General features: G+C 71.9%; 21 protein-coding genes and 2 pseudogenes. 8 read left to right on the forward strand and 15 right to left on the reverse strand.

Annotated features, from left to right (window positions below; all coding sequences use genetic code 11):
• Nucleotides 1–125 precede the first annotated feature (125 nt).
• The 3 genes from ACH4U7_RS25905 to deoC are packed head-to-tail and all read right to left on the reverse strand — an operon-like array spanning nt 126 to nt 3526.
• On the reverse strand, nt 126–1022 hold the full coding sequence (locus tag ACH4U7_RS25905; RefSeq protein WP_398530207.1) for an aldehyde dehydrogenase family protein: 897 nt from the start codon (nt 1020–1022) through the stop codon (nt 126–128).
• Nucleotides 1015–2508 (reverse strand): aldehyde dehydrogenase family protein, encoded by a 1494-nt coding sequence (locus ACH4U7_RS25910; protein WP_398530208.1) that lies wholly within the window; start codon nt 2506–2508, stop codon nt 1015–1017. The genes ACH4U7_RS25905 and ACH4U7_RS25910 overlap by 8 nt, the downstream gene beginning before the upstream one ends.
• Before the next feature lie 7 nt (nt 2509–2515).
• Nucleotides 2516–3526, reverse strand: coding sequence for a deoxyribose-phosphate aldolase (deoC, locus tag ACH4U7_RS25915; protein ID WP_179285671.1), 1011 nt, complete (start codon nt 3524–3526; stop codon nt 2516–2518).
• Between the two features lie 103 nt (nt 3527–3629).
• Between deoC and ACH4U7_RS25920 the strand changes: the two genes are divergently transcribed.
• The 4 genes from ACH4U7_RS25920 to ACH4U7_RS25935 all read left to right on the forward strand — a co-directional run bounded on the left by ACH4U7_RS25920 (nt 3630) and on the right by ACH4U7_RS25935 (nt 6505).
• A complete protein-coding gene (locus ACH4U7_RS25920) occupies nt 3630–4280 on the forward strand; it encodes a LysE family translocator (protein WP_398530209.1) in 651 nt (216 codons plus the stop codon).
• Nucleotides 4281–4448: 168 nt separating this feature from the next.
• A complete protein-coding gene (locus tag ACH4U7_RS25925; RefSeq protein ID WP_398530210.1) occupies nt 4449–5138 on the forward strand; it encodes a PH domain-containing protein in 690 nt (229 codons plus the stop codon).
• A gap of 48 nt (nt 5139–5186) precedes the next feature.
• Nucleotides 5187–5765 (forward strand): signal peptidase II, encoded by a 579-nt coding sequence (gene lspA, locus ACH4U7_RS25930; protein ID WP_398530211.1) that lies wholly within the window; start codon nt 5187–5189, stop codon nt 5763–5765.
• A gap of 86 nt (nt 5766–5851) precedes the next feature.
• On the forward strand, nt 5852–6505 hold the full coding sequence (locus ACH4U7_RS25935) for an SUKH-4 family immunity protein (protein WP_398530252.1): 654 nt from the start codon (nt 5852–5854) through the stop codon (nt 6503–6505).
• Between the two features lie 62 nt (nt 6506–6567).
• Here the strand turns inward: ACH4U7_RS25935 and ACH4U7_RS25940 are convergent.
• Nucleotides 6568–6813 (reverse strand): annotated as a pseudogene (locus ACH4U7_RS25940) (ATP/GTP-binding protein); the annotation flags it as partial.
• A 486-nt stretch (nt 6814–7299) separates the two neighbouring features.
• Nucleotides 7300–7452 (reverse strand): annotated as a pseudogene (locus ACH4U7_RS25945) (IS1380 family transposase); the annotation flags it as partial.
• Nucleotides 7453–7460: 8 nt separating this feature from the next.
• On the opposite strand from ACH4U7_RS25945, the gene ACH4U7_RS25950 reads away from it, so the two are divergent.
• Complete coding sequence (locus ACH4U7_RS25950; protein WP_398530255.1) at nt 7461–7805, forward strand: hypothetical protein; 345 nt, start codon at nt 7461–7463, stop codon at nt 7803–7805.
• 15 nt (nt 7806–7820) lie between these two features.
• On the opposite strand, the gene ACH4U7_RS25955 is transcribed toward ACH4U7_RS25950, so the two are convergent.
• On the reverse strand, nt 7821–9152 hold the full coding sequence (locus tag ACH4U7_RS25955; RefSeq protein ID WP_398530212.1) for an ankyrin repeat domain-containing protein: 1332 nt from the start codon (nt 9150–9152) through the stop codon (nt 7821–7823).
• Nucleotides 9153–9198: 46 nt separating this feature from the next.
• Entirely contained in the window at nt 9199–9918 is a 720-nt protein-coding gene (locus tag ACH4U7_RS25960) for a TetR/AcrR family transcriptional regulator (protein ID WP_398530213.1), read from the reverse strand.
• A 132-nt stretch (nt 9919–10050) separates the two neighbouring features.
• Here ACH4U7_RS25960 and ACH4U7_RS25965 point away from each other — a divergent pair, with 132 nt between their 5' ends.
• The gene (locus tag ACH4U7_RS25965; RefSeq protein ID WP_398530214.1) at nt 10051–11253 is read left to right on the forward strand and encodes an FAD-dependent monooxygenase; all 1203 of its coding nucleotides are present in this window, start codon (nt 10051–10053) and stop codon (nt 11251–11253) included.
• Nucleotides 11254–11269: 16 nt separating this feature from the next.
• Here the strand turns inward: ACH4U7_RS25965 and ACH4U7_RS25970 are convergent, their stop codons facing one another.
• The 4 genes from ACH4U7_RS25970 to ACH4U7_RS25985 form a co-directional block, all read right to left on the reverse strand.
• The gene (locus ACH4U7_RS25970) at nt 11270–11650 is read right to left on the reverse strand and encodes a hypothetical protein (RefSeq protein WP_398530215.1); all 381 of its coding nucleotides are present in this window, start codon (nt 11648–11650) and stop codon (nt 11270–11272) included.
• Between the two features lie 284 nt (nt 11651–11934).
• On the reverse strand, nt 11935–13662 hold the full coding sequence (locus ACH4U7_RS25975; RefSeq protein ID WP_398530216.1) for a phospho-sugar mutase: 1728 nt from the start codon (nt 13660–13662) through the stop codon (nt 11935–11937).
• Between the two features lie 1226 nt (nt 13663–14888).
• The gene (locus tag ACH4U7_RS25980; protein WP_385623430.1) at nt 14889–15710 is read right to left on the reverse strand and encodes a purine-nucleoside phosphorylase; all 822 of its coding nucleotides are present in this window, start codon (nt 15708–15710) and stop codon (nt 14889–14891) included.
• A 173-nt stretch (nt 15711–15883) separates the two neighbouring features.
• The gene (locus tag ACH4U7_RS25985) at nt 15884–16321 is read right to left on the reverse strand and encodes a gamma-glutamylcyclotransferase (RefSeq protein ID WP_014177207.1); all 438 of its coding nucleotides are present in this window, start codon (nt 16319–16321) and stop codon (nt 15884–15886) included.
• An 86-nt stretch (nt 16322–16407) separates the two neighbouring features.
• On the opposite strand from ACH4U7_RS25985, the gene ACH4U7_RS25990 reads away from it, so the two are divergent.
• Together ACH4U7_RS25990 and ACH4U7_RS25995 are read left to right on the forward strand one after the other, a co-directional pair.
• Nucleotides 16408–17856, forward strand: a complete 1449-nt coding sequence (locus ACH4U7_RS25990) for an NAD(P)H-quinone dehydrogenase (RefSeq protein WP_398530217.1) — start codon at nt 16408–16410, stop codon at nt 17854–17856.
• A 133-nt stretch (nt 17857–17989) separates the two neighbouring features.
• Entirely contained in the window at nt 17990–19021 is a 1032-nt protein-coding gene (locus tag ACH4U7_RS25995; protein WP_398530218.1) for a DeoR/GlpR family DNA-binding transcription regulator, read from the forward strand.
• A 107-nt stretch (nt 19022–19128) separates the two neighbouring features.
• On the opposite strand, the gene ACH4U7_RS26000 is transcribed toward ACH4U7_RS25995, so the two are convergent.
• From ACH4U7_RS26000 to ACH4U7_RS26015, 4 genes are all read right to left on the reverse strand, one after another.
• Nucleotides 19129–19722: a TetR/AcrR family transcriptional regulator gene (locus ACH4U7_RS26000; protein ID WP_385623422.1), complete on the reverse strand. Its 594-nt coding sequence runs from the start codon at nt 19720–19722 to the stop codon at nt 19129–19131.
• A gap of 141 nt (nt 19723–19863) precedes the next feature.
• Nucleotides 19864–20937 carry a hypothetical protein gene (locus ACH4U7_RS26005; RefSeq protein WP_398530219.1) on the reverse strand — a complete coding sequence of 358 codons (1074 nt, stop codon included), beginning with the start codon at nt 20935–20937 and terminating at the stop codon, nt 19864–19866.
• Nucleotides 20938–20991: 54 nt separating this feature from the next.
• The gene (locus ACH4U7_RS26010) at nt 20992–21405 is read right to left on the reverse strand and encodes a hypothetical protein (protein ID WP_398530220.1); all 414 of its coding nucleotides are present in this window, start codon (nt 21403–21405) and stop codon (nt 20992–20994) included.
• 142 nt (nt 21406–21547) lie between these two features.
• Nucleotides 21548–22335 (reverse strand): biotin/lipoyl-containing protein (locus ACH4U7_RS26015; protein ID WP_398530221.1); only part of this gene is annotated, 788 nt, incomplete at its 5' end.

Below are 22335 nucleotides of genomic sequence, written 5' to 3' on the forward strand. Positions count from 1 at the left end.
GACACCAGTGTGAGGCATGGCGCCGCCGGAGGAACCCCTCAGGTCGTGTGGTGTTCCCCCGGCGGTCGCGCGGCGTTCCCTGGCCCTATACGTCCCCCGCTGCGTCCCCCGCTGCGTCCCCCGCGCTAAACACCCATGGGGTGCCACACCGTCTTCGTCTCCAGGAAGGCCAACAGCCGGGCCGTGCCCGGGTCGGCCGACCAATCCACAGGCTGTGGACGGAGAACACGCTTGAGGTTGTCCGCGGCGGCCTCTTCCAGCGAGCGGGCCAACTCCGCGTCCGCGCCCGCGAGGTCGATCGCGTTGACGTCCTGGTGGGCGGCGAGCGGGGTGGCGATCTCGGCGGTGCGGCCGGAGAGTACGTTGACCACGCCGCCCGGGAGGTCGGAGGTGGCCAGTACCTCACCGAGGGAGAGGGCCGGGAGCGGGGCGCGCTCGCTGGCCACGACCACGGTCGTGTTGCCGGTGACGATCGCCGGGGCGATCACGGAGACCAGCCCGAGGAACGACGACTCCTGCGGCGCCAGGACCGCGACCACGCCGGTCGGCTCGGGCGTGGAGAGGTTGAAGTACGGGCCCGCGACCGGGTTGGCGGCCCCGGCGATCTGGGCGACCTTGTCGGACCAGCCCGCGTACCAGACCCAGCGGTCGATCGCGGCGTCCACGACGGCGGCGGCCTTGGACTTGCCAAGCCCCTCCGCGTCGCCGACCTCCCGCGCGAACTGCTCGCGGCGGCCCTCCAGCATCTCCGCGACGCGGTAGAGGATCTGGCCGCGGTTGTAGGCCGTGGCCCCCGACCAGCCGCCGAACGCCTTGCGGGCGGCGACGACCGCGTCGCGGGCGTCCTTGCGGGAGGAGAGCGGCGCGTTGGCGAGCCAGCGGCTCTTCCCCGCCGCGCCAGCGGCTGATGTCGCAGTGGTCACCTCGTACACCCGCCCGCTCTCGGACCGGGGGAACTTGCCCCCGACGAACAGCTTGTAGGTCTTGAGAACGCTCAGCCGGTCAACCGTGTTGTCAGACATCGAGGTACGCCTCCAGGCCGTGGCGGCCGCCCTCGCGACCGTAACCGGACTCCTTGTAGCCGCCGAACGGAGAGGCCGGGTCGAACTTGTTGAAGGTGTTGGACCACACCACACCCGCGCGGAGCTTGTTCGCCATCCACAGGATGCGCGAGCCCTTCTCGGTCCAGATGCCGGCGGACAGCCCGTACGGGGTGTTGTTGGCCTTCGCGACCGCCTCTTCCGGGGTGCGGAAGGTGAGGACGGAGAGCACCGGGCCGAAGATCTCCTCGCGCGCGATGCGGTGTGCCTGGGTGACGCCGGTGAACAGGGTGGGCGCGAACCAGTAGCCGGAGGTGGGCAGCTCGCACTCCGGGGCCCAGCGCTCGGCGCCCTCGGCCTCTCCCGCGTCCGCGAGGGTACGGATCCGGGCCAGCTGCTCGGCCGAGTTGATCGCGCCGATGTCGGTGTTCTTGTCCAGGGGATCGCCGACCCGGAGCGTACGCATCCGGCGCTTGAGCGCGTCCAGCAGCTCGTCCTGGATCGACTCCTGGACCAGGAGCCGGGAGCCCGCGCAGCAGACGTGGCCCTGGTTGAAGAAGATGCCGCCCACGATGCCCTCGACGGCCTGGTCGATCGGCGCGTCGTCGAAGACGATGTTGGCCGCCTTGCCGCCCAGTTCGAGGGTGACCTTCTTCTCCGTACCGGCGACCGTACGGGCGATGGCCTTGCCGACCTCGGTGGAGCCGGTGAAGGCGACCTTGTCGATCCCGGGGTGGGCCACCAGTCCGGCGCCCGTGGAGCCGTCGCCGGTGATGATGTTGACGACGCCCTTGGGGAGCCCGGCCTGGCGGCAGACGTCCGCGAAGAAGAGGGCGGACAGGGGGGTGGTCTCGGCGGGCTTGAGGACGACCGTGTTGCCCGCGGCGAGGGCGGGGGCGATCTTCCAGGCGAGCATCAGGAGCGGGAAGTTCCAGGGGATGACCTGGCCCGCGACGCCCAGTGGCTTGGGGCTCGGCCCGCTCGTGCCGTTCAGCGGGCTCCGCCCGCGGGCGGCGTATTCGAGCTTGTCGGCCCAGCCCGCGTAGTAGAAGAAGTGCGCGGCGACCAGGGGGAGGTCGACGTCGCGCGATTCGCGGATCGGCTTGCCGTTGTCCAGCGACTCCAGGACGGCCAGCTCGCGTGAGCGCTCCTGGATGATGCGGGCGATGCGGAAGAGGTACTTGGCGCGCTCGGCACCGGGCAGCGCGGACCACTTTCCGAAGGCCTTACGGGCCGCCTTGACCGCGCGGTCCACGTCCTCGGTGCCCGCGAGCGAGACTTCGGACAGCGTCTCCTCGGAGGCGGGGGAAACGGTCTTGAAGACCTTGCCGTCGGCGGCCTCGGTGAACTCGCCGTCGATGAAGAGCCCGTACGACGGGGCGATCTCGACGACGGAGCGGGACTCGGGCGCGGGTGCGTACTCGAACGCGTTCGTGATGGCGGGGTTCGTGATGGCTGGGTTCGTCATGGCAGTCTCAGTCCACCGTCACATAGTCGGGACCGGAGTACCGTCCGGTGCTCAGCTTCTGGCGCTGCATCAGCAGGTCATTGAGAAGGCTGGAGGCGCCGAAGCGGAACCAGTCGGCCGTCAGCCAGTCCGCGCCCAGCGTCTCGTTGACCAGCACCAGGTACTTGATGGCGTCCTTGGAGGTGCGGATGCCGCCCGCGGGCTTCACCCCGACCTGCACCCCGGTCGTGTCCCGGAAGTCGCGGACCGCCTCCAGCATGAGGAGGGTGACGGGGGGCGTCGCGTTGACCGCGACCTTGCCGGTGGAGGTCTTGATGAAGTCGGCGCCCGCGAGCATCGCCAGCCAGGAGGCGCGGCGCACATTGTCGTACGTCTGAAGCTCGCCGGTCTCGAAGATGACCTTGAGGTGGGCGGCGGTGCCGCTGCCGTCCGTGCGCCGGCACGCCTCCTTGACCTGCCGGATCTCCTCGAAGACCTGGAGATAGCGCCCGGACAGGAAGGCGCCGCGGTCGATCACCATGTCGATCTCGTCGGCCCCGGCGGCCACGGCCTCCCGGGTGTCGGCGAGCTTGACGGCGAGCGCCGCCCGCCCGGAGGGGAAGGCGGTCGCCACGGAGGCCACATGGACCTCGGACCCGCCCGCCTCGGCCAGGGCCTGCTTGGCGGTGGCGACCATGTCGGAGTAGACGCAGATCGCCGCGACCTTGGGGACGGAGCGGTCGGTCGGATCGGGGCTGACCCCCTTGGCGCACAGCGCCCGGACCTTGCCCGGGGTGTCCGCGCCCTCCAGGGTCGTCAGGTCGATCATGGAGATGGCCAGGTCGATGGCGTACGCCTTCGCCGTGGTCTTGATCGAGCGGGTGCCGAGCGCGGCGGCACGAGCCTGCAGGCCGACCGCGTCGACGCCCGGCAGGCCGTGCAGAAAGCGGCGCAGCGCGCCGTCGGTGGCGGTCACATCCGCCATCGACGCCAGTCGCTCGGCCGCCTCCGCGCCGTATGCGGGAACTGTGGTGGGCATGGTCACCAGGGGAGCATATCTACGCGCGTAGCCGAATGTCACCCCCGGGTGCCCGGTGAGAAAGGACTTGTGGGGCTTCGACAGGCTTGGCGATGCTCACTCAATGCTGACCTCCATCGTCGCGTTCATCGGCGCGGCTTTCCTCATCGCCATGGTTCCGGGGCCGAGCACGGTCGTGATCCTGCGCCGGGCGGTGGTGAACGGCCGGAAAACCGGCATGGCCACGGTCCTGGGCAATGAGTGCGGGGTGCTGCTGTGGGGCCTCGCCGCGGCACTCGGTCTCTCGGCCCTGCTGCTGGCCTCGCAGGTCGCCTACGACGCCATACGGATCACCGGCGCCGCGGTGCTGGTCTGGATGGGAGCGCGGGCGCTGTGGCAGGCGCGGCGGGTCGGCGGGCGCGGTGGGCGCGGTGGGCGCGGCGGGCCGGATACGGAACCGGCGGAAACGGCCGAAGTGTCGTGCCGGCGCGCGTACTGGCAAGGACTGATCACCAACTTCGCCAATCCCAAGGCGGGCGTGTTCGCGGTCTCCTTCCTGCCGCAGTTCGTGCCGCAGGGAGCCCCCGTCCTGCTGACGTTGCTCGCCTTTTCGGCGATCTGGGCCGTGGTCGACCTGATCTGGTACCTGCCGCTGGTCTGGCTGGCCGGGCGGATGGGCGGAGTGCTCCGGCGGCAGTCCGTACGGCGCCGCATGGAACAGATCTCCGGGGCGGTCCTGGTCGGGCTCGGGTTGCGGCTGGCAGCCGAGTCCTAGGCCGTTCCCTTCGGCTGTTCCCTTCGGCTGTTCCCTTCGGCTGTTCCCTTCGGGCGGGAGCCGGTGCGAGAACCCGCACATCACGAGAACGCCCTGTGCCCGGGGGCGCGAGGCCCTGCATACGGGCCTGCATACGGGCCGCCGCGCCCGTGGGGCAGAATCGGCCCCATGACGAGCCCGGACGACTCCTCGCACGACTCCTCCACCCCGCGCGGGCCCAAGGGGTCCAAGAAGGGGACCGCTGACCAGGAGACCGAGTACGCGGACCGCGTCTACCGCTCCCCGGGCGGCATCGCGGGCGGCGTACTACTGCTCGCGATCGGCGCCTGGCTGGGGATCGACGCCATGATCCGGGGCGAGGGCCGGGCGCCGTGGCTGGCGCTCGCCGGGCTGCTGTTCGCGGTGCCCCTGGTGATCGCCTTCACGGTCCGGCCGGCGGTGTTCGCCGGCCAGGACCGGCTGCGGGTGCGCAACCCCTTCCGTACGATCACCCTGCCCTGGGGCTCGGTGGAGGCGGTGCGCGCGGGCTACTCCAGCGAAGTGCTCGCGGGCGGCGCGAAGTACCAGATGTGGGCCATCCCGGTGTCGCTGCGGCAGCGCAAGCGGGCCACCCGGCGGCAGGCGCGGGCGGCGACCGAGGACCCCTTCGGCCGTACGTCCGTCCAGGCCGCGGCCGATGCGGACCAGCAGCGGCGGGCCCAGGCCGACCGCTCCATCGACGAACTGCGCGGCCTCGCGGAGGCCCACGCCACGCAGGAGGGCGCGCAGGGCGAGCCCGAGGTGCGCTGGGCGTTCGAGGTCATCGCCCCGGCAGTGGCGGGGGCGGTGCTGCTCGCGGTGGTGCTGGCGATCACCTGAGCGGCCCTGAGCGGCCGGAGTGGGACCGGGACGGCGAGGAGGCCGAGCGTGACGACAAGCGATGCGCCGAAGACCGAGACACCCGCTGCCGGACGGCGGCGGGTGTGGCTGCTGTGGTTGGTTGCCGGTATTGCGTACGCCATCGACCTGGGGAGCAAGCTGGCGGTGGTCGCGGGGCTGGAAGGGCGTGCCCCCGTCCCCGTGATCGGGACCTGGCTGGAGCTGCGGGTGCAGCGCAACCCCGGAGCGGCCTTCGGCCTCGGTGAGGCGACGACCATCGTCTTCACACTGATCGCGGCGGCCGTCGCCGTCGCCATCGTCCGGGTGTCGCGCCGGCTGACCAGCACGCCGTGGGCGCTCGCGCTGGGGCTGCTGCTGGGCGGGGCACTCGGAAACCTGACAGACCGTGTCTTCCGCTCGCCCGGCTCCATGCGGGGCGCGGTGGTCGACTTCATCGCGGTCCGCGACTTCAGCGTGATGAACCTCGCCGACTGGGCGATCACGTGCGGGGGCGTCCTGGTGGTCCTGCTGTCCTTCCGTGGGGAGGAGCTGGGTCCTGTGGGCACTCCGTCCGATGCCGGGGGCGACAGCGGTCCGGCTCGGCAGGGAGGGGTTGGCGCTTCGTAGACGATCGCCTAACTGTTGCTGTGACCGCTTCCGTTCACCAGGAGTCCCACGGCGCCCGTGCCGCCGCCGAGTTCGGAGTCCCGGCAGTGCTTTTCGATGTCACCCGCAGCGAACTCGCCGACATCTTCGGCGAGGATCGAATCGCGACCCTGCCCGCCACTGCCTTCCCGCCCTCCACCGCGGACACGGAGGGCGCCCGCCTCCTGCAGACCGTCGGCGTCCCCACCGGGACGTTCTGGCTGCGTGAGCCCGACGAGAACTCCGGTCGGCTTCCCCTCGTCCAGGACGTCGTCGACGTCGGGGGTGCCGGGGACGTCGGGGATGCCGGGGGTGCCGGGGACGTCGAGGACGCCTCGGAGGACGCGGGCGAATGGCCCGTCATCGGCTGGCTGCTCAACGCCCACCTCGCCCTCGACCCCGGTTCCGGCAAGGTGCACGCCTTCGACGCCGACGAGGAGACCGTGCAGGAACTGCACACGGACGTCTCCTCCCTCGTCCAGGTCACCCTGCGGTTCCAGCGCCTGCTCGAGGAGTTCACCTTCAGCGGCGACGACGGCGACGAGGAAGCCGACTTCGAGCGCCTGGAGAGCGAGGTCGAGCGTATCCGCCAGGAGACGAGCAGCACTGACCCGCTCCCCTTCCAGGACGACGACACCGTCTGGTCGGTGGTCGGAGAGGAGATCGCCATGGGCCAGCGCTTCAAGGGCAACAGCCCGGGAGCCCGCTCGCTCTACGGGTGATCGCCGGCCGATGTCGCGCCGATCGACCGCTATGACCTCGCTCTGAACTGCCCCAGGAGTTCACGGCTTGCGGCCGTAAGAAGGGAAGCCGCCTCCGGAAGGCCGCGGGCTTCGAATGCGTCGAGTGACAGTTGCCAGGTTCGACCGACCAGGTGTCGGGGGTCCGCGTCGGACAAGGCGTCAGCTCCTTGATCTATGAGCGCGACCCACTCGCCTTCGTCCAGGTGGCGCCCGTAGGCGTCCATCGTCCAAGGGTCGAGTACCTGGTGGGACAGGAAGCCACCCGCGAGCGTGAGCGGCAGGGGACCAGCGGTGTGCGCTGGACTGGGGGCGCGGGAGCGCGACGAACGGGGCGGCACCGCTGGACGGCATGGTCCGGCAGCTGGGTGCGGGCATCGTTTCGCGCCTTCGGCGCAGAGCGGCCAGCAGCGGGAAAGGGGGGAGGGGGTTGAGGCATCGTTGCCGCCCAGCCCGAGGGGCCATCACCGGCCAACGGGCGGCGGACGGGCGGTGGGCGGTGGTGGATGGTCGCCTGGAGCGGTGGATGCCGGTCCGGTTCGGGGCCTCCCCTCACCCCCTCTCAAAGAAATGCTTGCTCTGCATCAAGCACCACATCAACCATTTTTCTGAGAGGGGTGGGGGAGAGCCGATCCCGACTGCCGGCGCCCGCCCATCCGTCGCGCTCCCACGCCCCCGACCACCCACCGGGCCAAGAAACCGGGACACCGGGCCGACCGCCCCTCCCTTCCGCCCTCCTGCTGGCGCAGCGAGCCGCGCCCAGCGTGAGGAGGCCTCGCTGAGTCGGTGTCGGCGAGCAGCCGCCAGGCCGTCGGTGCGGAGGCGACCGGGCCGAACACTTCACCCTGGTCCCGCAGTACAGCCACGTCCGCGGTGGCCTCGCCGCCGTCGGCGAGGATCACCGTAGGGTCGGTGCCGATCCGGCCCGGACCCGGAATTGCCGCCCGCGCTGACGGCGCTGGTCGCCGAACACCTGGCTCGTGATCCGCAGCGACGTCCCGAGTCGGCACGGCAGGTTCTCGAACGCCTCAGCCGCCTGCGGACCGCGCTCGCGTACAGCCCCGCGGACAGTTCGGCCGAGGCTCGTAAAGTGCTGCCGGCCAGGACGGCCGGGGCGATGAAGGCGGTGCTCGCCCGGGCGGAAACGCTCGCCCGGGCCCGGCTCGGGCAACGCGTAACCCGGCCATCGCGGCCGCCCGCGGAGACGGCAGTGCAGACGCGGCGCCTGCCCGGCTCCGCCGGAGAATCGCTGACCGACCTGGCCCATTTCTCCCGCCTGTGAGCAATGCCGGCTCGGTCAGACGCCGCCCTGGGCGGCGGCCTCGCGCAGCCTGCGCACCACCGGCTCGTAATTGGCGTGGCCGTTCTTCACCCACCCCTCGGCGCACTCCAGCGCGGTGCTGCCCTGGTACGAGATGTCGCGGACACCGTGTCGGACGAGCAGATCGACGAGTGCGAGAAGTATCTCGCCGGGCACCTCGCGCTCGTAGTACCCGGTGAAGTGGAGCAGCGCGTGCAAGGCCGGGCCGTCCTGAGCTCGTAGCCATGGCCGCTGGGCAGCCGCCTCGGCGTCCTCGGGGCGGGCTCCCGACTCGAGGAGGAACCGCAGTTGGCTGACGCGTGTTTCGAGGGCTTGGCGGCCGTCGCTGTAGGGCAGGGCGGCCAGGAGGCGGCCGAAATCCGGATCCGTGAGCCGGATACTCCGCGCGCCTTTGCCGACGAGGTGGCGAATCGTCTCCTCGGGGTAGGGCTGGGTGGCGATCGCCAGGTCGAGGAGGGTCGAGCCGTCGCGGTTCTGCGCGTTGACGGGGGCTTCCGCGTCGATGAGTGTGCGCAGGATGGCCAGGTGGTCGGCGTCCTCGAGCCGCTCCGCGCCGGCCGCGACCCGTTCGCTGTCGTCGAGTGACGCGAATTGAGGGGCGTTGTTGTAGGCGGCCTGGAGCGCGGGATCGGCCCCTGCGGCGAGCAGTGCTGTCACGGCGGACAGCCGGCGGTGGGCCACGGCGATGTGGAGCGCGCTCATGCCGCGCTCGTCCAGCGCGTTGACGCGGGCACCCTCGCTCAGGGCCTCGGAGATGGCGTCGGTGTCACCGGCCTCGGCGGCGTCCATCAGCGCGCGGTCGGCGTCCGTGGGCTCGCCGGTGGGCTGGAGTTCGAGGATGCCGTAGTCGGCTTCCTGGTTGGGCGGGACCGCTGTGCTGAGGAGGATGAGGCGGGCACCGGCGAACCAGCCCGCGCCTGCGCTCGTGTCCACGTCGATGGCGCCTTCGTAGCCCATGAGCAGGCACGCGAGAGCGCGGTTCGCCGGTGAGCGGATGCCGTCCAGCCGCTGGAGGTCCGCCTCCCCCATGTCGTCCTCGTCGGGCGGATCCCCCACCTCGTCCAGCACTGCGGACGCCAGGATGTCCAACGCGTCGTACACGGACGTGGCCTCGCCCAGCCCCGTGAGGATGTCGCATTCCTCGCCTTCCTCGTCGTCGACCCCGTCGAAGAGGTCGAGCGGCAGCGGGGAGGCGTCGTCGTAGGCGTAGCGGTTGGCCACGGACACATAGCGGCCGCCGCAGAGTTCGGGCCGACGCCGGTCGGCTTCGGCCTCCTTGAGGCAGCGCACTACGTCGTTGAGGTCCATGGTCGCGATTGTGTACGACGGGGCCCGGCCGCGTGCCGTGTCGCGGTCAGTTCTCGCGCTGGTCGATGAGCACGGCCAGACCGTCGAGGATGCGCTGGAGGCCGAACTCCCAGGCCTGGTCCTGTCCGCCGGACTGCTCCGCCGAGGCGAGGGCGGCGGCCAGGGCGGGGAAGCGCTCTCCCTGATCCCGCATCAGGTCGGTGAGAATGCCGCCCAGCTCCGCCTCGGGGGTGCCCGCCGGGCCCGCCGCGCGGGCCTGTTGGGTGATGCCGCGTACATGGCCGACCAGCAGGACGACCGCGTCCATGCGCTCGGCGCCGCTGAGCCCCGTACCGTCCAGCGCGGAGACGGCGCGCTCCATCCAGCCCAGCTCCGCGGGCCCCATGACCCGCGGTCCGATGGTGGCGTCGAGCGTCCATGGGTGCGGGAGGAAGGCGGAGAGCAGACAGCGGGCCCAGTCCTCCAGCTGCCCCCGCCAGCCGGAGGGCTGTGCGTCCCCCGCGGCCGGGTACGGGCCGATCGCGGCCTCGACCATCAGGGCGATCAGCTCGGCTTTGCCCGGGACGTAGCGGTACAGCGCCATTTTGGTGACGCCCAGTTGCGCGGCGACCCGCTGCATGGAGACACCGGCCAGCCCTTCGGAGTCGGCGATCTCGATACCGGCCCGTGCGATGCGGTCCAGGTCGAGGGTCGGCCGGGGGCCGCGCGACGGCTTGGCGTGGGGGCCCCACAGCAGCCGCACCGTCTCGGCGTGGTTGTCGGCCATGTCCGTCGCCCCTCTTGCCTCGATGTCTTGGCTTCTTGGCTTCTTGGCTTCTTGTCGTGCCAAATAACTGCGTCTATGGTACACAGTAATTAATCGTGTCCGACGGACACAGTTCTCAGGGGTGGAGAAACCATGAACCGGAACGTCCTCATCTCCGGCGCGAGCATCGCCGGCCCGGCGCTGGCCTATTGGCTGGGGCGCCACGGCTTCAACCCGACGGTCGTCGAGTTGGCCCCGGCCCTGCGTGGCGGCGGCCGGGCCGTCGACTTCCGGGGCGAAACGCACCTGACCGTGCTGGAGCGCATGGGCCTGCTGCCCGAGCTGCGCGGGATGCAGACCGGCGGCAGCCCGATGAGCTTCGTCGACGAAAGCGGCCGGACACTGCTGCACCTGCCCGCGGAGTTCGCCGGTGGTGCCATCGAGGTGCTACGCGGCGACCTGGCCCAGCTGCTGTACAAGCGCAGCCTGGACCACACCGAGTACCTCTTCGGCGACTCGATCACCGGCCTCACCGAGACCCCCTCCGGTGTGCGGGTCGACTTCCGGCACGCGGCCTCGCGCGAGTTCGACCTGGTGATCGGCGCGGACGGGCTGCACTCCCATGTCCGACGCCTCGCCTTCGGCCCCGAGGAGGACTACGTGAGCCACCTCGGCTACTACGCCGCCACCTGGGAGCTCGCCAATGAACTGGGGTGGGAGAAGGGCTCGGTCGGCTACAACGTGCCGGGGCGGCTCGCCTCCGCCGGGGCCGACCACCGGGACCCGGCGCGGGCCGGGGCGTTCTTCGTCTTCGCCGCGCCCGAGCTGTCGTACGACCGCCACGATCCCGAGCAGCAGAAGCGGCTGATCGCCGATGCCTTCTCCGGCCTCGGCTGGGAGGTGCCCCGTCTGCTGGATTCGCTGCACCGGGCCCCCGAGCTGTACTTCGACTCGATCAGCCGGGCGGACGTGGACAGCTGGTCCAGGGGCCGGGTGTGCCTGGTGGGCGACGCGGCGTGCGGGGCCACCATCGGGGGGATGGGCACGGGCACCGCCGTGGTGGCCGCCTATGTGCTGGCAGGTGAGCTCGCGCGGGCCGGAGGTGACCATCGAGTGGCCTTCACGCGCTACGAGGGCAGGCTCCGGCAGTACGCCAAGGGCTGCCAGACCGGCGGCGACCGCACCGGGAAGTTCCTCGCGCCCCGCACCGCGACCGGCCTGCGTTTCCGCAACGGCCTGCTGTCCAGGCCCTTCTTCCTGAACTGGATGCTCAGGCTGGGGGAGAAGGTCAGCAGCGATGTGGCCCTGCCCGACTACGCCGCTGAGCCGAGTCGGCGGACGGGGGCTGGTCGCTGAGCGCCTTACCGACGCACTACGCCGACGGTGACGCCGCCACGGCGGAACCGCGCGGCCTGCGCTGAACAGCGGCGCCGACCGCCGCGACGACAACGGCGCCCGAGAGCGCGAGCCCGGCATAGCCGACCCGCTGGGTCCGCCGCGCGTTGCACTGGTCGCGGTAGCGGGAGAACCCGTCCTCCGTGCGCTCCGCGCGCGGCGAGACCACGGAGCCGCACTTCAGGGAGACGCTTTCCGTCATCCCGCCTTGGTGCTCGACGGTCTCATGGAAGTCGGCCGGAGTCAGCAGCATGATCACCGCGATGATGACCGGCACCAGGGTCAGCCCCGGCCAAATCAGATGCTCTTTTCCTGCGCGCTCCTTGCGCGCCAGCTCCGCTGCCTGATCCGGCGGCAAGTGATGCTCACTCGCAAAGGACACGCTGAACCGGAGCTTCCGTCAGGGCTGACATGGTCATGGCTTGGCCGGAAGCGTACCGGTCCGGGGCCGGTGGCGGGCGCCGCGGCCTCGGCACCCGAGGCGGGAACGGGCGTCGGGGCGCGGGCCGGGGCGGAGGCTGATGGGCCGTCCGGTGTGCCGTCGCTCCCGCCGCCCGGGGCGAGTACGCGAGGCCCTGGCGCGGGGGCCCGCCGGAAACCCGGCAGGCCCCTTCCGGTCCGGCCTCCCGGAGGCCGCCCGCCTCAGATGCCGGCCGCCATAGCGAGATCCGCCTTGATCGCCGACAGGACCTGCTCCGCCGTCGTACGCGCCGACGCGAGCGCGTCCGCCCCGGGGACGTCGACCACGACCTCCAGATAGCACTTGATCTTGGGCTCGGTGCCACTGGGGCGGACGATCACCCGGGCCGACTGGACCGTGCTCCCCGGGCTGCTGCCGATGCGGCCGGAGAGGCGGTAGCGCAGCCCGTCCGTCGGGGGCAGCGTCGCCGTACCGCGCGACAGGTCCTCGCTGGAGGACACGGCGAGGCCCGCGAGCTCGGTGGGCGGCTGTTCGCGCAGCCGCTTCATGGCCTGACCGATCAGGGACAGGTCCTCGACGCGTACGGACAGCTGGTCGGTGGCGTGCAGCCCGTGCTCGAGCGCGATGTCGTCGAGCAGATCGGTGAGCGTACGGCCCTGCTCCTTGAGCTCGGCCGTCAGCTCGGCGACGAGCAGGGCGGCCGTGATGCCGTCCTTGTCGCGTACGCCGCCGGGGTCGACGCAGTAGCCCAGCGCCTCCTCGTAGGCGTAGCGCAGCCCGTCGACCCGGGCCAGCCACTTGAAGCCGGTCAGCGTCTCGGCGTACGGGAGCTCAGCGGCGCCCGCGATCCGGGACAGGAGGGACGACGAGACGATCGAGGTCGCGAACGTGCCGCGGGCGCTCTTGTGGATGAGGTGCGTCGCGAGAAGCGCGCCGACCTCGTCACCCCGGAGCATGCGCCAGGCGGTCGCGGCGGGGGTGGCGTCGGGTACGGCAACCGCGCAGCGGTCGGCGTCCGGGTCGTTCGCGATGATGATGTCCGCGCCCCCGGGGCCGAGTCGGCGAGCGGTCGCGAACGCCAGGTCCATCGCGCCCGGCTCCTCCGGGTTGGGGAACGCGACGGTCGGGAACGCCGGATCCGGCTCGGCCTGCTCGGCGACCACGGTGGGGGCCGGGAAGCCCGCGCGGGCGAAGGCCGCGGTGACCGTCTCACCGCCGACGCCGTGCATGGGGGTGTAGACGACGCGTACGTCCCGGGGGGATCCCGGAGTGAGGACGGCGTCCGTACGGGCGAGATAGGCGTCCAGGACGTCGTCGCCAAGGGTCTCCCAGCCGGAGTCCGGGCGGGGCACGTCGGCGAGGCCGCCGATCGCGGCGATCTCGGCGGCGATGTCGAGGTCGGCGGGCGGCACGATCTGGGAGCCGTCGCCGAGATAGACCTTGTAACCGTTGTCGCGGGGCGGGTTGTGGCTCGCGGTGACCTCCACCCCGGCGACCGCGCCGAGGTGACGGATGGCGAAGGCGAGGACGGGGGTGGGGAGCGGACGCGGCAGCAGAGCGGCCCGGAAGCCCGCGCCGGTCATGACGGCCGCGGTGTCGCGGGCGAAGTCGGCGCTCTTGTAGCGGGCGTCGTAGCCGATGACGACGAGGCCGGGCCGCTCGCCGGGGGCGGTGTGCTCGGTGAGGTACGCCGCGAGACCGGCGGCGGCGCGGATGACCACGGCGCGGTTCATCCGCATGGGCCCGGCGCCCAGCTCGCCCCGGAGACCGGCGGTGCCGAACTGCAGGGTGCCGGAGAACCGCTCGGCGAGCTGATCGAGCGCCTGGGGCTCGCCCGCCTCGGCCGCCTCCAGCAGCACAGCCAGCTCGTCACGGGTCTCGGGGTCGGGGTCCTCGGCCATCCAGGCGCTGGCCTCGGAGATGAGTTCGGACTCTGGGGTGGGCGCCATGGGCGGCCTCCTGGTGTGGCTCTGGGGGGTGGCTGAGTTGGGCGTGTGTCTGGATTCTGGGCGGGGTCTGGTCCTGGGCGGAATCCGGGGCGGAATCCGGGGCGGGGCGGAATCCAGGGCGGGGCCGGGCAGCGCTGTCACAAGCCCGCGCCCGCCGCCTCGGCGCCGCCGGAGGTGGACGGCCGCCGAGGGTGGCTGACCAGTGAGTACCCCAAGACGCAGGCGCGACGCCCACGGCCCGCCCGAGCCAGGCCGGGGCCGGGGCAGCCCCGGCTCGGCTCGGCCCCGCCCGCGGCGCGGATGGTGCCGCCCGGTCGCCATCGCCCGGCCGCCCGGCCCACGCGCCCCCGGCCGTCTGCCGCCCGGCCCGTATGTCCCCCGACCACCTGCCGACCGGCCCGTATGTCCCCCGACCACCTGCCGACCGTCCGTCCTCGCCCGGTCCGCCGGCCGATAGGCGCGGCGAGCCGGGGTCAGGGGCTCGGAGTCGGCGAGTCGGCCACGGCGGGTCGGGGTCGGTGGGGCGGGTTGACCAAGGTTGACACCTTGTTGACCACGATCGTTAATCGAATGCTCCCTGTGGGTGATATGTCGATGTGGTCGGTTACGGCGGAGTGTCTGTTATCGGCGAGGTGTGACTTGTGTGCGACCAGAGGATCGTGCCGAGAGAGCTACCCGTCGGGGCGCTTGCGGCCGAGGACCGCGGGAGGGCTGACAGCCCCGCTGAGGACTTCGCGCAGCCTTATGGGCCGTAAGACGCGGATCGCCGAGGTGGATCAGCGCGCCCTCTGACCCCGAAGACCGTTCGCGGGGCAGTTCGGAACATTCGGATGCGAAGTTCGGCCAACGGTGGCCAACAGCGCGAGGAACGGTTACCACGGCCGGGGTCACCTGCTCGGGTCTGCGGCTCGGGTCGGCGGGTCCAGGTGCTGGTGGGTCCGGGTCGGCGGGTCCAGGTGCTGGTGGGCCCCGACCGGTGGGTCCGGTCGGCGGCCCAGGGCTCGTAACTCGGGCCCGTAGCCCGAGTCGCAGCCCGGGTCCGTGACTCGCGTCGGCGGCTCGGGGCCGCAGGGCCGGGGTTACCGGCCCGGGGCAGCGCGTCCGGGGCACCGGCTCCGGTCCTGTGGGACCGGGCGAGTGCGTACGACGGGTCACCGGCGGGCCGTGGCCCGGGGCGTCGGCGGGCGGTCCCGGCGGGCGGGTCCCGGCGACAGGCGCAGGCGGAGTCAGACGCGGTCGAGGACCTGCGCCAGGAGGCTCCCCATCCGCGCGGCGGAGTCGCGGCCGGCCTGAAGGACCTCCTCGTGGTTGAGGGGTTCGCCCGTCATGCCCGCCGCGAGGTTGGTGACCAGGGAGATGCCGAGGACCTCGGCGCCCGCCTCGCGGGCGGCGATCGCCTCCAGGGCGGTGGACATGCCGACGAGGTCCGCCCCGAGGGTGCGGGTCATGGTGATCTCGGCGGGCGTCTCGTAGTGCGGGCCGGGGAACTGCGCGTAGACGCCCTCCTCCAGGCTGGGGTCGATCTGCCGGCAGAGCGCGCGCAGCCGGGGCGAGTAGAGGTCGGTGAGGTCGACGAAGTGCGCACCGGCGATCGGCGAGGCGGCCGTGAGGTTGATGTGGTCGCTGATCAGCACCGGCTGGCCGGGGCGCATGCCCTCGCGCAGGCCGCCGCAGCCATTGGTGAGGACTACGGTCTTGCAGCCGGCGGCGACGGCAGTCCGTACGCCGTGCGCGACGGCGGCGACACCGAGGCCCTCGTAGTAGTGCGTGCGGCCGAGGAAGACCAGCGCTCGCTTGTCGTTGATCTTGTACGAGCGGATCTTGCCCGCATGGCCCTCGACGGCGGGCGGCGGGAAGGAGGGCAGATCGGTGACCGGGAACTCGTGTTCCGGGGTGCCGAGCGCGTCGGTGGCGGGTACCCAGCCGGAGCCGAGGACCAGGGCGACGTCGTGGGTCTCAGCGCCGGTGAGTTCACGCAGGCGGGCGGCCGCGGCGTCGGCGGCGGCGTGGGGGTCCCCCTGATGGGTAACTGATGCGTTCACGCGCACGAGACTAGCCGGTGATTGCCTACGCGCGTAGAAGTATCGACAGGGGTGTTCGATTCGTTGCCAAGGCGCGATCGAACTGCGCGGAAGAGGCGCGGCAGGGAGACGGTGAGGAAGCGGCGAGGACGCGGCGAGGACGCGGCGAGGAAGCGAGGAAACGCGACCGGGCCGCGGTCTCAGCAGGGGCGCTTGCGCAGTTCCATGACGTAGTCGTGCGGGGCCCCCGCGGACTCCGCGGCGTCCGCGATCTCGCCGAGGTAGCGCGCGGACGGCAGACCGCCCTCGTAGCCGTTCAGTACGTACAGCCAGGCCGCCTCGTCGCCGTCCAGAGTGTGGACGCGGACCCGCATCCGGCGGTAGATGTCCAGGCCGACACCTTCCCAGCGGTCCATGGACTCCTCGTCCATGGGGGCGATGTCGTACAGGGCGACGAAGACCTGGGAGCGCGGCGCCTCGACGATGGTGGGGAGGGCGCCCTCCCACCCCATCTGTTCGCCGCCGAAGGTCAGGCGCCAGCCGTTGATCCACCCCGTGCCGCGCAGCGGGGAGTGCGGTGCGCGGCGGGACATCAGCCGCGCGTCGAGGTTGCCGGCGTACGCGGCGTAGAGCGACATGGCTCAGAGGGTACGGGAGTGGGAGACGAAGGTTTCGGGGGCGCCGGGAACCCCCCGGAGGAGTGATGTCGAACGAGTGCGGGACAATGGAGCATGTGACTCGGATCGTGATCATTGGTGGCGGACCCGGCGGCTATGAGGCGGCGCTGGTCGCTGCCCAGCTCGGCGCGGAGGTGACCGTCGTCGACTGCGACGGTCTGGGCGGGGCATCGGTGCTCACCGACTGCGTGCCGTCGAAGACTTTGATCGCCACCGCTGAGGTGATGACGAACTTCGACTCCTCTTATGAGGAGCTGGGGATCATCGTCGCCGATGACACCCCGCCGCTGGAGCAGGCGGCCCGGGTCGTAGGCGTCGACCTGGGCAAGGTCAACCGACGGGTGAAGCGCCTGGCGCTGGCCCAGTCGCATGACATCACCGCTTCGGTCACCCGCGCGGGCGGGCGCGTGATGCGCGGGCGCGGGCGGCTGGAGCCGTCGCAGTCGCCCGACGGGTCGCGGAAGGTGATCGTCCGGGCCGCGGACGGGACCGAGCAGACGCTGGTCGCGGACGCCGTGCTGGTGGCGACCGGGGCACACCCGAGGGAGATCCCGGACGCGCAGCCGGACGGCGAGCGCATTCTGAACTGGACGCAGGTGTACGACCTGGACGAGCTCCCGGAAGAGCTCATCGTGGTCGGCTCCGGTGTCACCGGCGCCGAGTTCGCCGGCGCGTACCAGGCGCTGGGCTCGAAGGTCACCCTCGTCTCCAGCCGGGACCGGGTGCTGCCGGGCGAGGACCCGGACGCGGCGGCGGTACTGGAGGACGTCTTCCGCCGGCGCGGGATGAACGTGATGGCGCGCTCGCGGGCGCAGGCCGCCAAGCGGGTCGGGGACCGGGTGGAGGTGACCCTCGCCGACGGGCGGGTGATCACGGGCACCCACTGTCTGATGGCCGTCGGCTCGATCCCGAACACGGAGGAGATGGGCCTGGAGGAGGCCGGGGTCCGGCTCAAGGATTCCGGCCACATCTGGACCGACAAGGTCTCGCGGACCAGCGCGCCTGGCGTGTACGCGGCGGGCGACGTCACCGGGGTGCTGGCGCTGGCGTCGGTGGCGGCCATGCAGGGCCGGATCGCGATGTACCACTTCCTCGGCGACGCGGTCGCCCCGCTGAACCTCAAGACCGTCTCGGCGAACGTCTTCACGGACCCGGAGATCGCCACGGTCGGCTACTCCCAGGCCGATGTGGACGGCGGGAAGATCGACGCCCGGGTGGTGAAGCTGCCGCTGCTGCGCAACCCGCGCGCGAAGATGCAGGGCATCCGGGACGGCTTTGTGAAGATCTTCTGCCGTCCGGGCACCGGCATCGTGGTCGGCGGTGTGGTGGTCGCGCCGCGCGCCAGCGAGCTGATCCATCCGATTTCGCTCGCGGTCGACAACAACCTGACGGTGGAGCAGATCGCCAGCGCCTTCACGGTGTACCCGTCGCTGTCCGGCTCGATCGCCGAGGTGGCGCGGCAGCTGCACACGCGGAAGACGCAGGCGGAGGCGTAAGAAGAGGGCCGGGAGCGGTGCGCGAGGAACGTAATCCGCTTCCATACCATCTCGCGGGGTCGTAGACGAACAACATCTGTTAATTGGTGCAAGCTGCTGAAACCAGACGGTCGTTGGCGTTACTGTCAGTTTCGTGTTCGCTGCAGAACGTCGCCAATTGATCCTTGAAATGGTGCGTGCGAACGGAGCGGTATCGCTCCGCGAGCTCGCCCGCGTCGTCCAGACCTCCGAAGTGACCGTACGGCGGGATGTGCGGGCGCTGGAGGCAGAAGGACTGCTCGACCGCCGGCACGGCGGTGCGGTGCTGCCGGGCGGATTCACCAGGGAGTCCGGCTTCCCGCAGAAATCCCATCTAGCGACCGCGGAGAAGACGGCCATCGCCGATCTCGCGGCCGGTCTCGTCGATGAGGGCGAGGCCGTCGTGGTCGGCGCCGGGACCACCACGCAGGAGCTGGCCCGCCGGCTCGCGCGCGTCCCTGGCCTGACCGTGGTCACCAACTCCCTGCTGGTCGCACAGGCATTGGCCCATGCCAACAGGGTGGAGGTCGTCATGACCGGCGGCACCCTGCGCGGCTCCAACTACGCGCTGGTCGGCAGCGGTGCCGAGCAGTCCCTGCAGGGGCTGCGGGTCAGCCGGGCCTTTCTGTCCGGCAGTGGGCTGACCGCCGAGCGCGGCCTGTCCACGTCCAACATGCTGTCGGCCAGCGTCGACCGGGCGCTGGTACAGGCGGCGGCGGAGGTGGTGGTCCTCGCGGACCACACCAAGCTGGGCACCGACACCATGTTCCAGACGGTGCCGACGGATGTGATCACCCGTCTGGTCACGGACGAACCGCCGCCGCACGACGAACGCGCCCTGACCGAACTGCAGGCCCTCGCCGACCAGGGCGTGCAGATCGCGGTGGCCGGGCCGGGCGCGGGCTCGGGCCCGGCGGGTGGTGAGGGCGGCCCGGCGGCACCGGGCCGCCAGCAGCCCCGGCTCGGCGGCCCGCCCCCCGCGCGCGGCGCGGAGGAGGGGCTGCCGCTCCCCGGACCGCGCCGCAACCACCCGCACCCACCGGGGCCCGGGCCCGGGCCCGGCGCCACGCTGCGCGGCGCGATGCCGCTGGCGGAGCAGCCGGGGCCGGGAGGCCGGGTCGCGGACCTGGCGCCACGGCGGCGCTGAGGGGCTGAGGGGCTGAGGCCAGGGGCGCTGAGGGGGCTGAAGCACTGGCGGGGGCTGAAACCCTGGCGGGGGCTTAAGCCCTGGCGGGGGCTGAAGCCCTGGCCGGCTCAGCGCGGCTTCAGGCCGGTGAAGGTCAGGGCCAGCAGCCGGTCGGCCAACTCCGGGTCGTCCGGCGACTGTTCCACGGCCAGCGAGATGGCGTTGGTCAGCTGCATCAGATCGTCTATACCGACGTCGGACCGTACGTTCCCGGACTGCTGGGCGCGGGCGAGCAGCGCGCTGCCCGCCTCGCGCATCGGCAGACCGCACCCCTGGGACAGCGATGAGCTCTCGTCCCCGGAGGCCGCCATCAGGGCGTGTGAGAGCCCGCGGTAGGTGCTCGCGTAATCGATGATCTCGCGCAGCCAGTCGACCAGCGCCCGGCACGGCTGCGGCGCCTTCGCCAGCTCGCGGGCGCGCGCCAGCAGCGCGCAGACCTCTTTCTGGAAGACGGCGCCCATGAGCGCGGTGCGGTTGGGGAAGTGCCGGTAGAGCGTGCCGATCCCCACGCCCGCGCGGCGCGCGATGTCCTCAAGCGACGCGTCGGTGCCATGCTCGACAAACGCGGTCCTCGCCTCGGTCAGCAGCCGCTCGTAATTGCGGCGCGCGTCGGCGCGCATGGCGCGCGGTGGGGTGTGCGCCGTGGCTGTCTCGGTCGCCATCGCGGTCCTCCCTGCGCCGCTGGTCGTACGGGGTCGGTCGTACGGGTTGCCGGTCGTACGAGCTGGCCGTACGGGGTCGGTCATACGGGGCCGGCCGTACGGGGGTGATGGGCCGTACGGGGCCGTGGGTCAAGCATGCCATTACGAGCCGGGTGGGGGCGGCGTCGGCGGCGGGACCGGGGGCAGGACCAGCGGCGGCCGGGGGTCGGCGCGGTACGGGTCGAGAGCGGCCGCGCGTTCGTGGTAAGGGAGCCGGGACAGCCGGGAGACCAGCATCCACATGGTGCGCTCGGCGGCCAGCTCGGGCGGCAGCGCCAGGCCAAGGGACTCCGCCAGCGGCTTGCGGCCCACATTGACCAGCGCCCGTACGGCGGCGGCCCACTCGTCGGTGGCGGTCACGGCGGACCGGTACCACAGCGGGATCAGCGCGATCAGGACGGCGGCGGTGGTCAGCAGCGCGGAGCGGTCCGCGTCCCCGGAGGCCAGCGCGGCCAGGGCGGCCGCCGCCACCGCGGCGTGGCCGTAGAGCAGGGCGATGAAGAAGTCGACGCTGGCGCGGGCCAGTTCCTCGTGGCGGCGGACCTGTTCGGGCGCCGTGCCGGTCAGCTCCCCCCACAACACCTGGGTGTCGAGGCGGAAGCGGTCATAGCCGTACTCCTCCAGGCGGCGGATGGCGTTGCCCAGGCGGGTGGGTGCGACCTGGTCGTCGTCGATGGGGTATCGGCGCAACCGCTCCTGCAGCAGGGCGCGTTGGGCCGCCGTACGGAGGCGGTCCCGGCGGGCGGCGCGGGCGACACGGGGGTTGGCGCGCAGCTCGGCCAGTTGCCGGGCGGCCTCCGGCGACAGCCCGCCCTCGCGCTCGCGGCCCTCAAGCCGCAGCAGCGCGAGGCGGTCGCGGAGGTCCTGCTTGGTCTGCCGGTGACGGCGGCAGCGCGCGTCGTACGCGGTGGCGGGCCACAGGACATAGCCCTCCAGGAGGCGGTAGAGCAGGGTCTGCACCGCCGAGACGACGAGGCCGAGGAGGAGGGAGACGGTCAGCAGGAGGAGGGCGGTGTTGCCCTTCGAAGAGGGCCACAGACGCTGTGCCAGGTCGATGTGGTGGAGGCTGGGCGCGACGGTGAAGAAGAAAACGGACAGGTTGAGGGCGGTGGGCAGGATCCAGCCGACGAGCAGGGTCCAGGCGCCGCCGAGCACACCCTTGGCGATATCACCCACGGGGGCGGGCCTCCCGTGGGCGGGGGTTCACCGGGCGGGGGGCGAGCGGATGGGTCACGCGTTCTCGTCCGTCTCGTCGTCCCAGTCGTCGTCGCCGAACGGAGGGCCGGGGGGCCGGGCGGCGTGAGCGTCCCCGAACGTGATGCTCCCGTGGAAGTCCCGTCCTTGGATGACAGGGCCGTGGATGGATCCGCCGCTGATCGTGTTGTGGACCTCGCCGCTTCCGGCGATCGTCCCGTATCGGCTCAACCAGTCCTGGAAGGCGCGGGCGAACTGCGGGTCCTCGGCAGCGGGTTCCTGGATCAGTAGGACGAGTCGGAGCGAGTCCAGGCCGAGATCGTCGTCGGTGGCGTCCCGCCGCAGCACCAGCGCGATCAGCACATCCCACGCCCGCCGCGCCGCCGCGTCCCCGCTCCGCGCGGCCGCCTGGATCCGTGTGAGCCGCGCTGCCAGATCCCTTTGGGCCATGGGCTCCCTCCCCCCCCTGCTCGGCCGAGCTCCCATCCTGCCGCCCGGACGGCTCCGGTCGCCACCGTATGCGCCGGGCCCCGGTCGAGAAGATCGACCGGGGCCCGGGCTCGGCTGTGTGGCGGGGTGTCAGCCCCGGCTGTCAGTCTTTGATTTCGCAGATGACGGCGCCGGAGGTGATGGAGGCGCCGACCTCGGCGGCGAGGCCCTTGATGGTGCCGGCCCGGTGGGCGTTGAGCGGCTGTTCCATCTTCATCGCTTCCAGGACCACGACCAGGTCGCCCGCAGCGACCTGGTCGCCCTCGGCCACCGCGACCTTGACGATGGTGCCCTGCATCGGCGAGGCCAGCGCGTCACCGGACGCGGCCGAACCCGACTTCTTCACCGCCTTGCGCTTGGGCTTCTTCGACCCGGCCCCACCGCCCGCCGTGGCGGTGGCCACGCCGAGCGAGGCGGGGAGGGAGACCTCCAGCCGCTTGCCGCCGACCTCGACGACCACCGTCTCCCGGGCGACGGGCTCGTCGGTTTCGTCGGTGCCCGTGGGGGTGTAGGGGGTGATGGTGTTGGTGAATTCGGTTTCGATCCAGCGGGTGTGGATGGTGAAGGGGTCGCTGGTGAAGGCGGGGTCGGTGACCACGGCGCGGTGGAAGGGGATGGCGGTGGCCATGCCCTCGACCTGGAACTCGGCCAGGGCGCGGGCGGCGCGCTGGAGGGCCTGGGTGCGGGTGGCGCCGGTGATGACCAGCTTGGCCAGCAGGGAGTCCCAGGCCGGGCCGATCACGCTGCCGGATTCCACGCCCGCGTCCAGGCGTACGCCGGGGCCGGTGGGCGGGGTGAAGGTGGTGACGGTGCCGGGGGCGGGGAGGAAGCCTCGGCCGGGGTCCTCGCCGTTGATGCGGAACTCGAAGGAGTGGCCGCGTACCGGCGGGT

The organism is Streptomyces sp. NPDC020845 (genome assembly GCF_044334165.1).
Lineage (GTDB): Bacteria > Actinomycetota > Actinomycetes > Streptomycetales > Streptomycetaceae > Streptomyces.

Coding starts and splice junctions, on each gene's coding strand:
- ACH4U7_RS25975 (WP_398530216.1), bottom strand. CDS start 13,662: ATGGCGCCCACCCCAGAGTCCGAACTCATCTCCGAGGCCAGCGCCTGG.
- ACH4U7_RS26010 (WP_398530220.1), bottom strand. CDS start 21,405: ATGGCCCAAAGGGATCTGGCAGCGCGGCTCACACGGATCCAGGCGGCC.
- ACH4U7_RS25985 (WP_014177207.1), bottom strand. CDS start 16,321: ATGTCGCTCTACGCCGCGTACGCCGGCAACCTCGACGCGCGGCTGATG.
- ACH4U7_RS25920 (WP_398530209.1), top strand. CDS start 3,630: ATGCTGACCTCCATCGTCGCGTTCATCGGCGCGGCTTTCCTCATCGCC.
- ACH4U7_RS25990 (WP_398530217.1), top strand. CDS start 16,408: ATGGAGCATGTGACTCGGATCGTGATCATTGGTGGCGGACCCGGCGGC.
- ACH4U7_RS25925 (WP_398530210.1), top strand. CDS start 4,449: ATGACGAGCCCGGACGACTCCTCGCACGACTCCTCCACCCCGCGCGGG.
- ACH4U7_RS25905 (WP_398530207.1), bottom strand. CDS start 1,022: ATGTCTGACAACACGGTTGACCGGCTGAGCGTTCTCAAGACCTACAAG.
- ACH4U7_RS26000 (WP_385623422.1), bottom strand. CDS start 19,722: ATGGCGACCGAGACAGCCACGGCGCACACCCCACCGCGCGCCATGCGC.
- ACH4U7_RS25955 (WP_398530212.1), bottom strand. CDS start 9,152: ATGGACCTCAACGACGTAGTGCGCTGCCTCAAGGAGGCCGAAGCCGAC.
- ACH4U7_RS25965 (WP_398530214.1), top strand. CDS start 10,051: ATGAACCGGAACGTCCTCATCTCCGGCGCGAGCATCGCCGGCCCGGCG.
- ACH4U7_RS25960 (WP_398530213.1), bottom strand. CDS start 9,918: ATGGCCGACAACCACGCCGAGACGGTGCGGCTGCTGTGGGGCCCCCAC.
- ACH4U7_RS25910 (WP_398530208.1), bottom strand. CDS start 2,508: ATGACGAACCCAGCCATCACGAACCCCGCCATCACGAACGCGTTCGAG.
- deoC (WP_179285671.1), bottom strand. CDS start 3,526: ATGCCCACCACAGTTCCCGCATACGGCGCGGAGGCGGCCGAGCGACTG.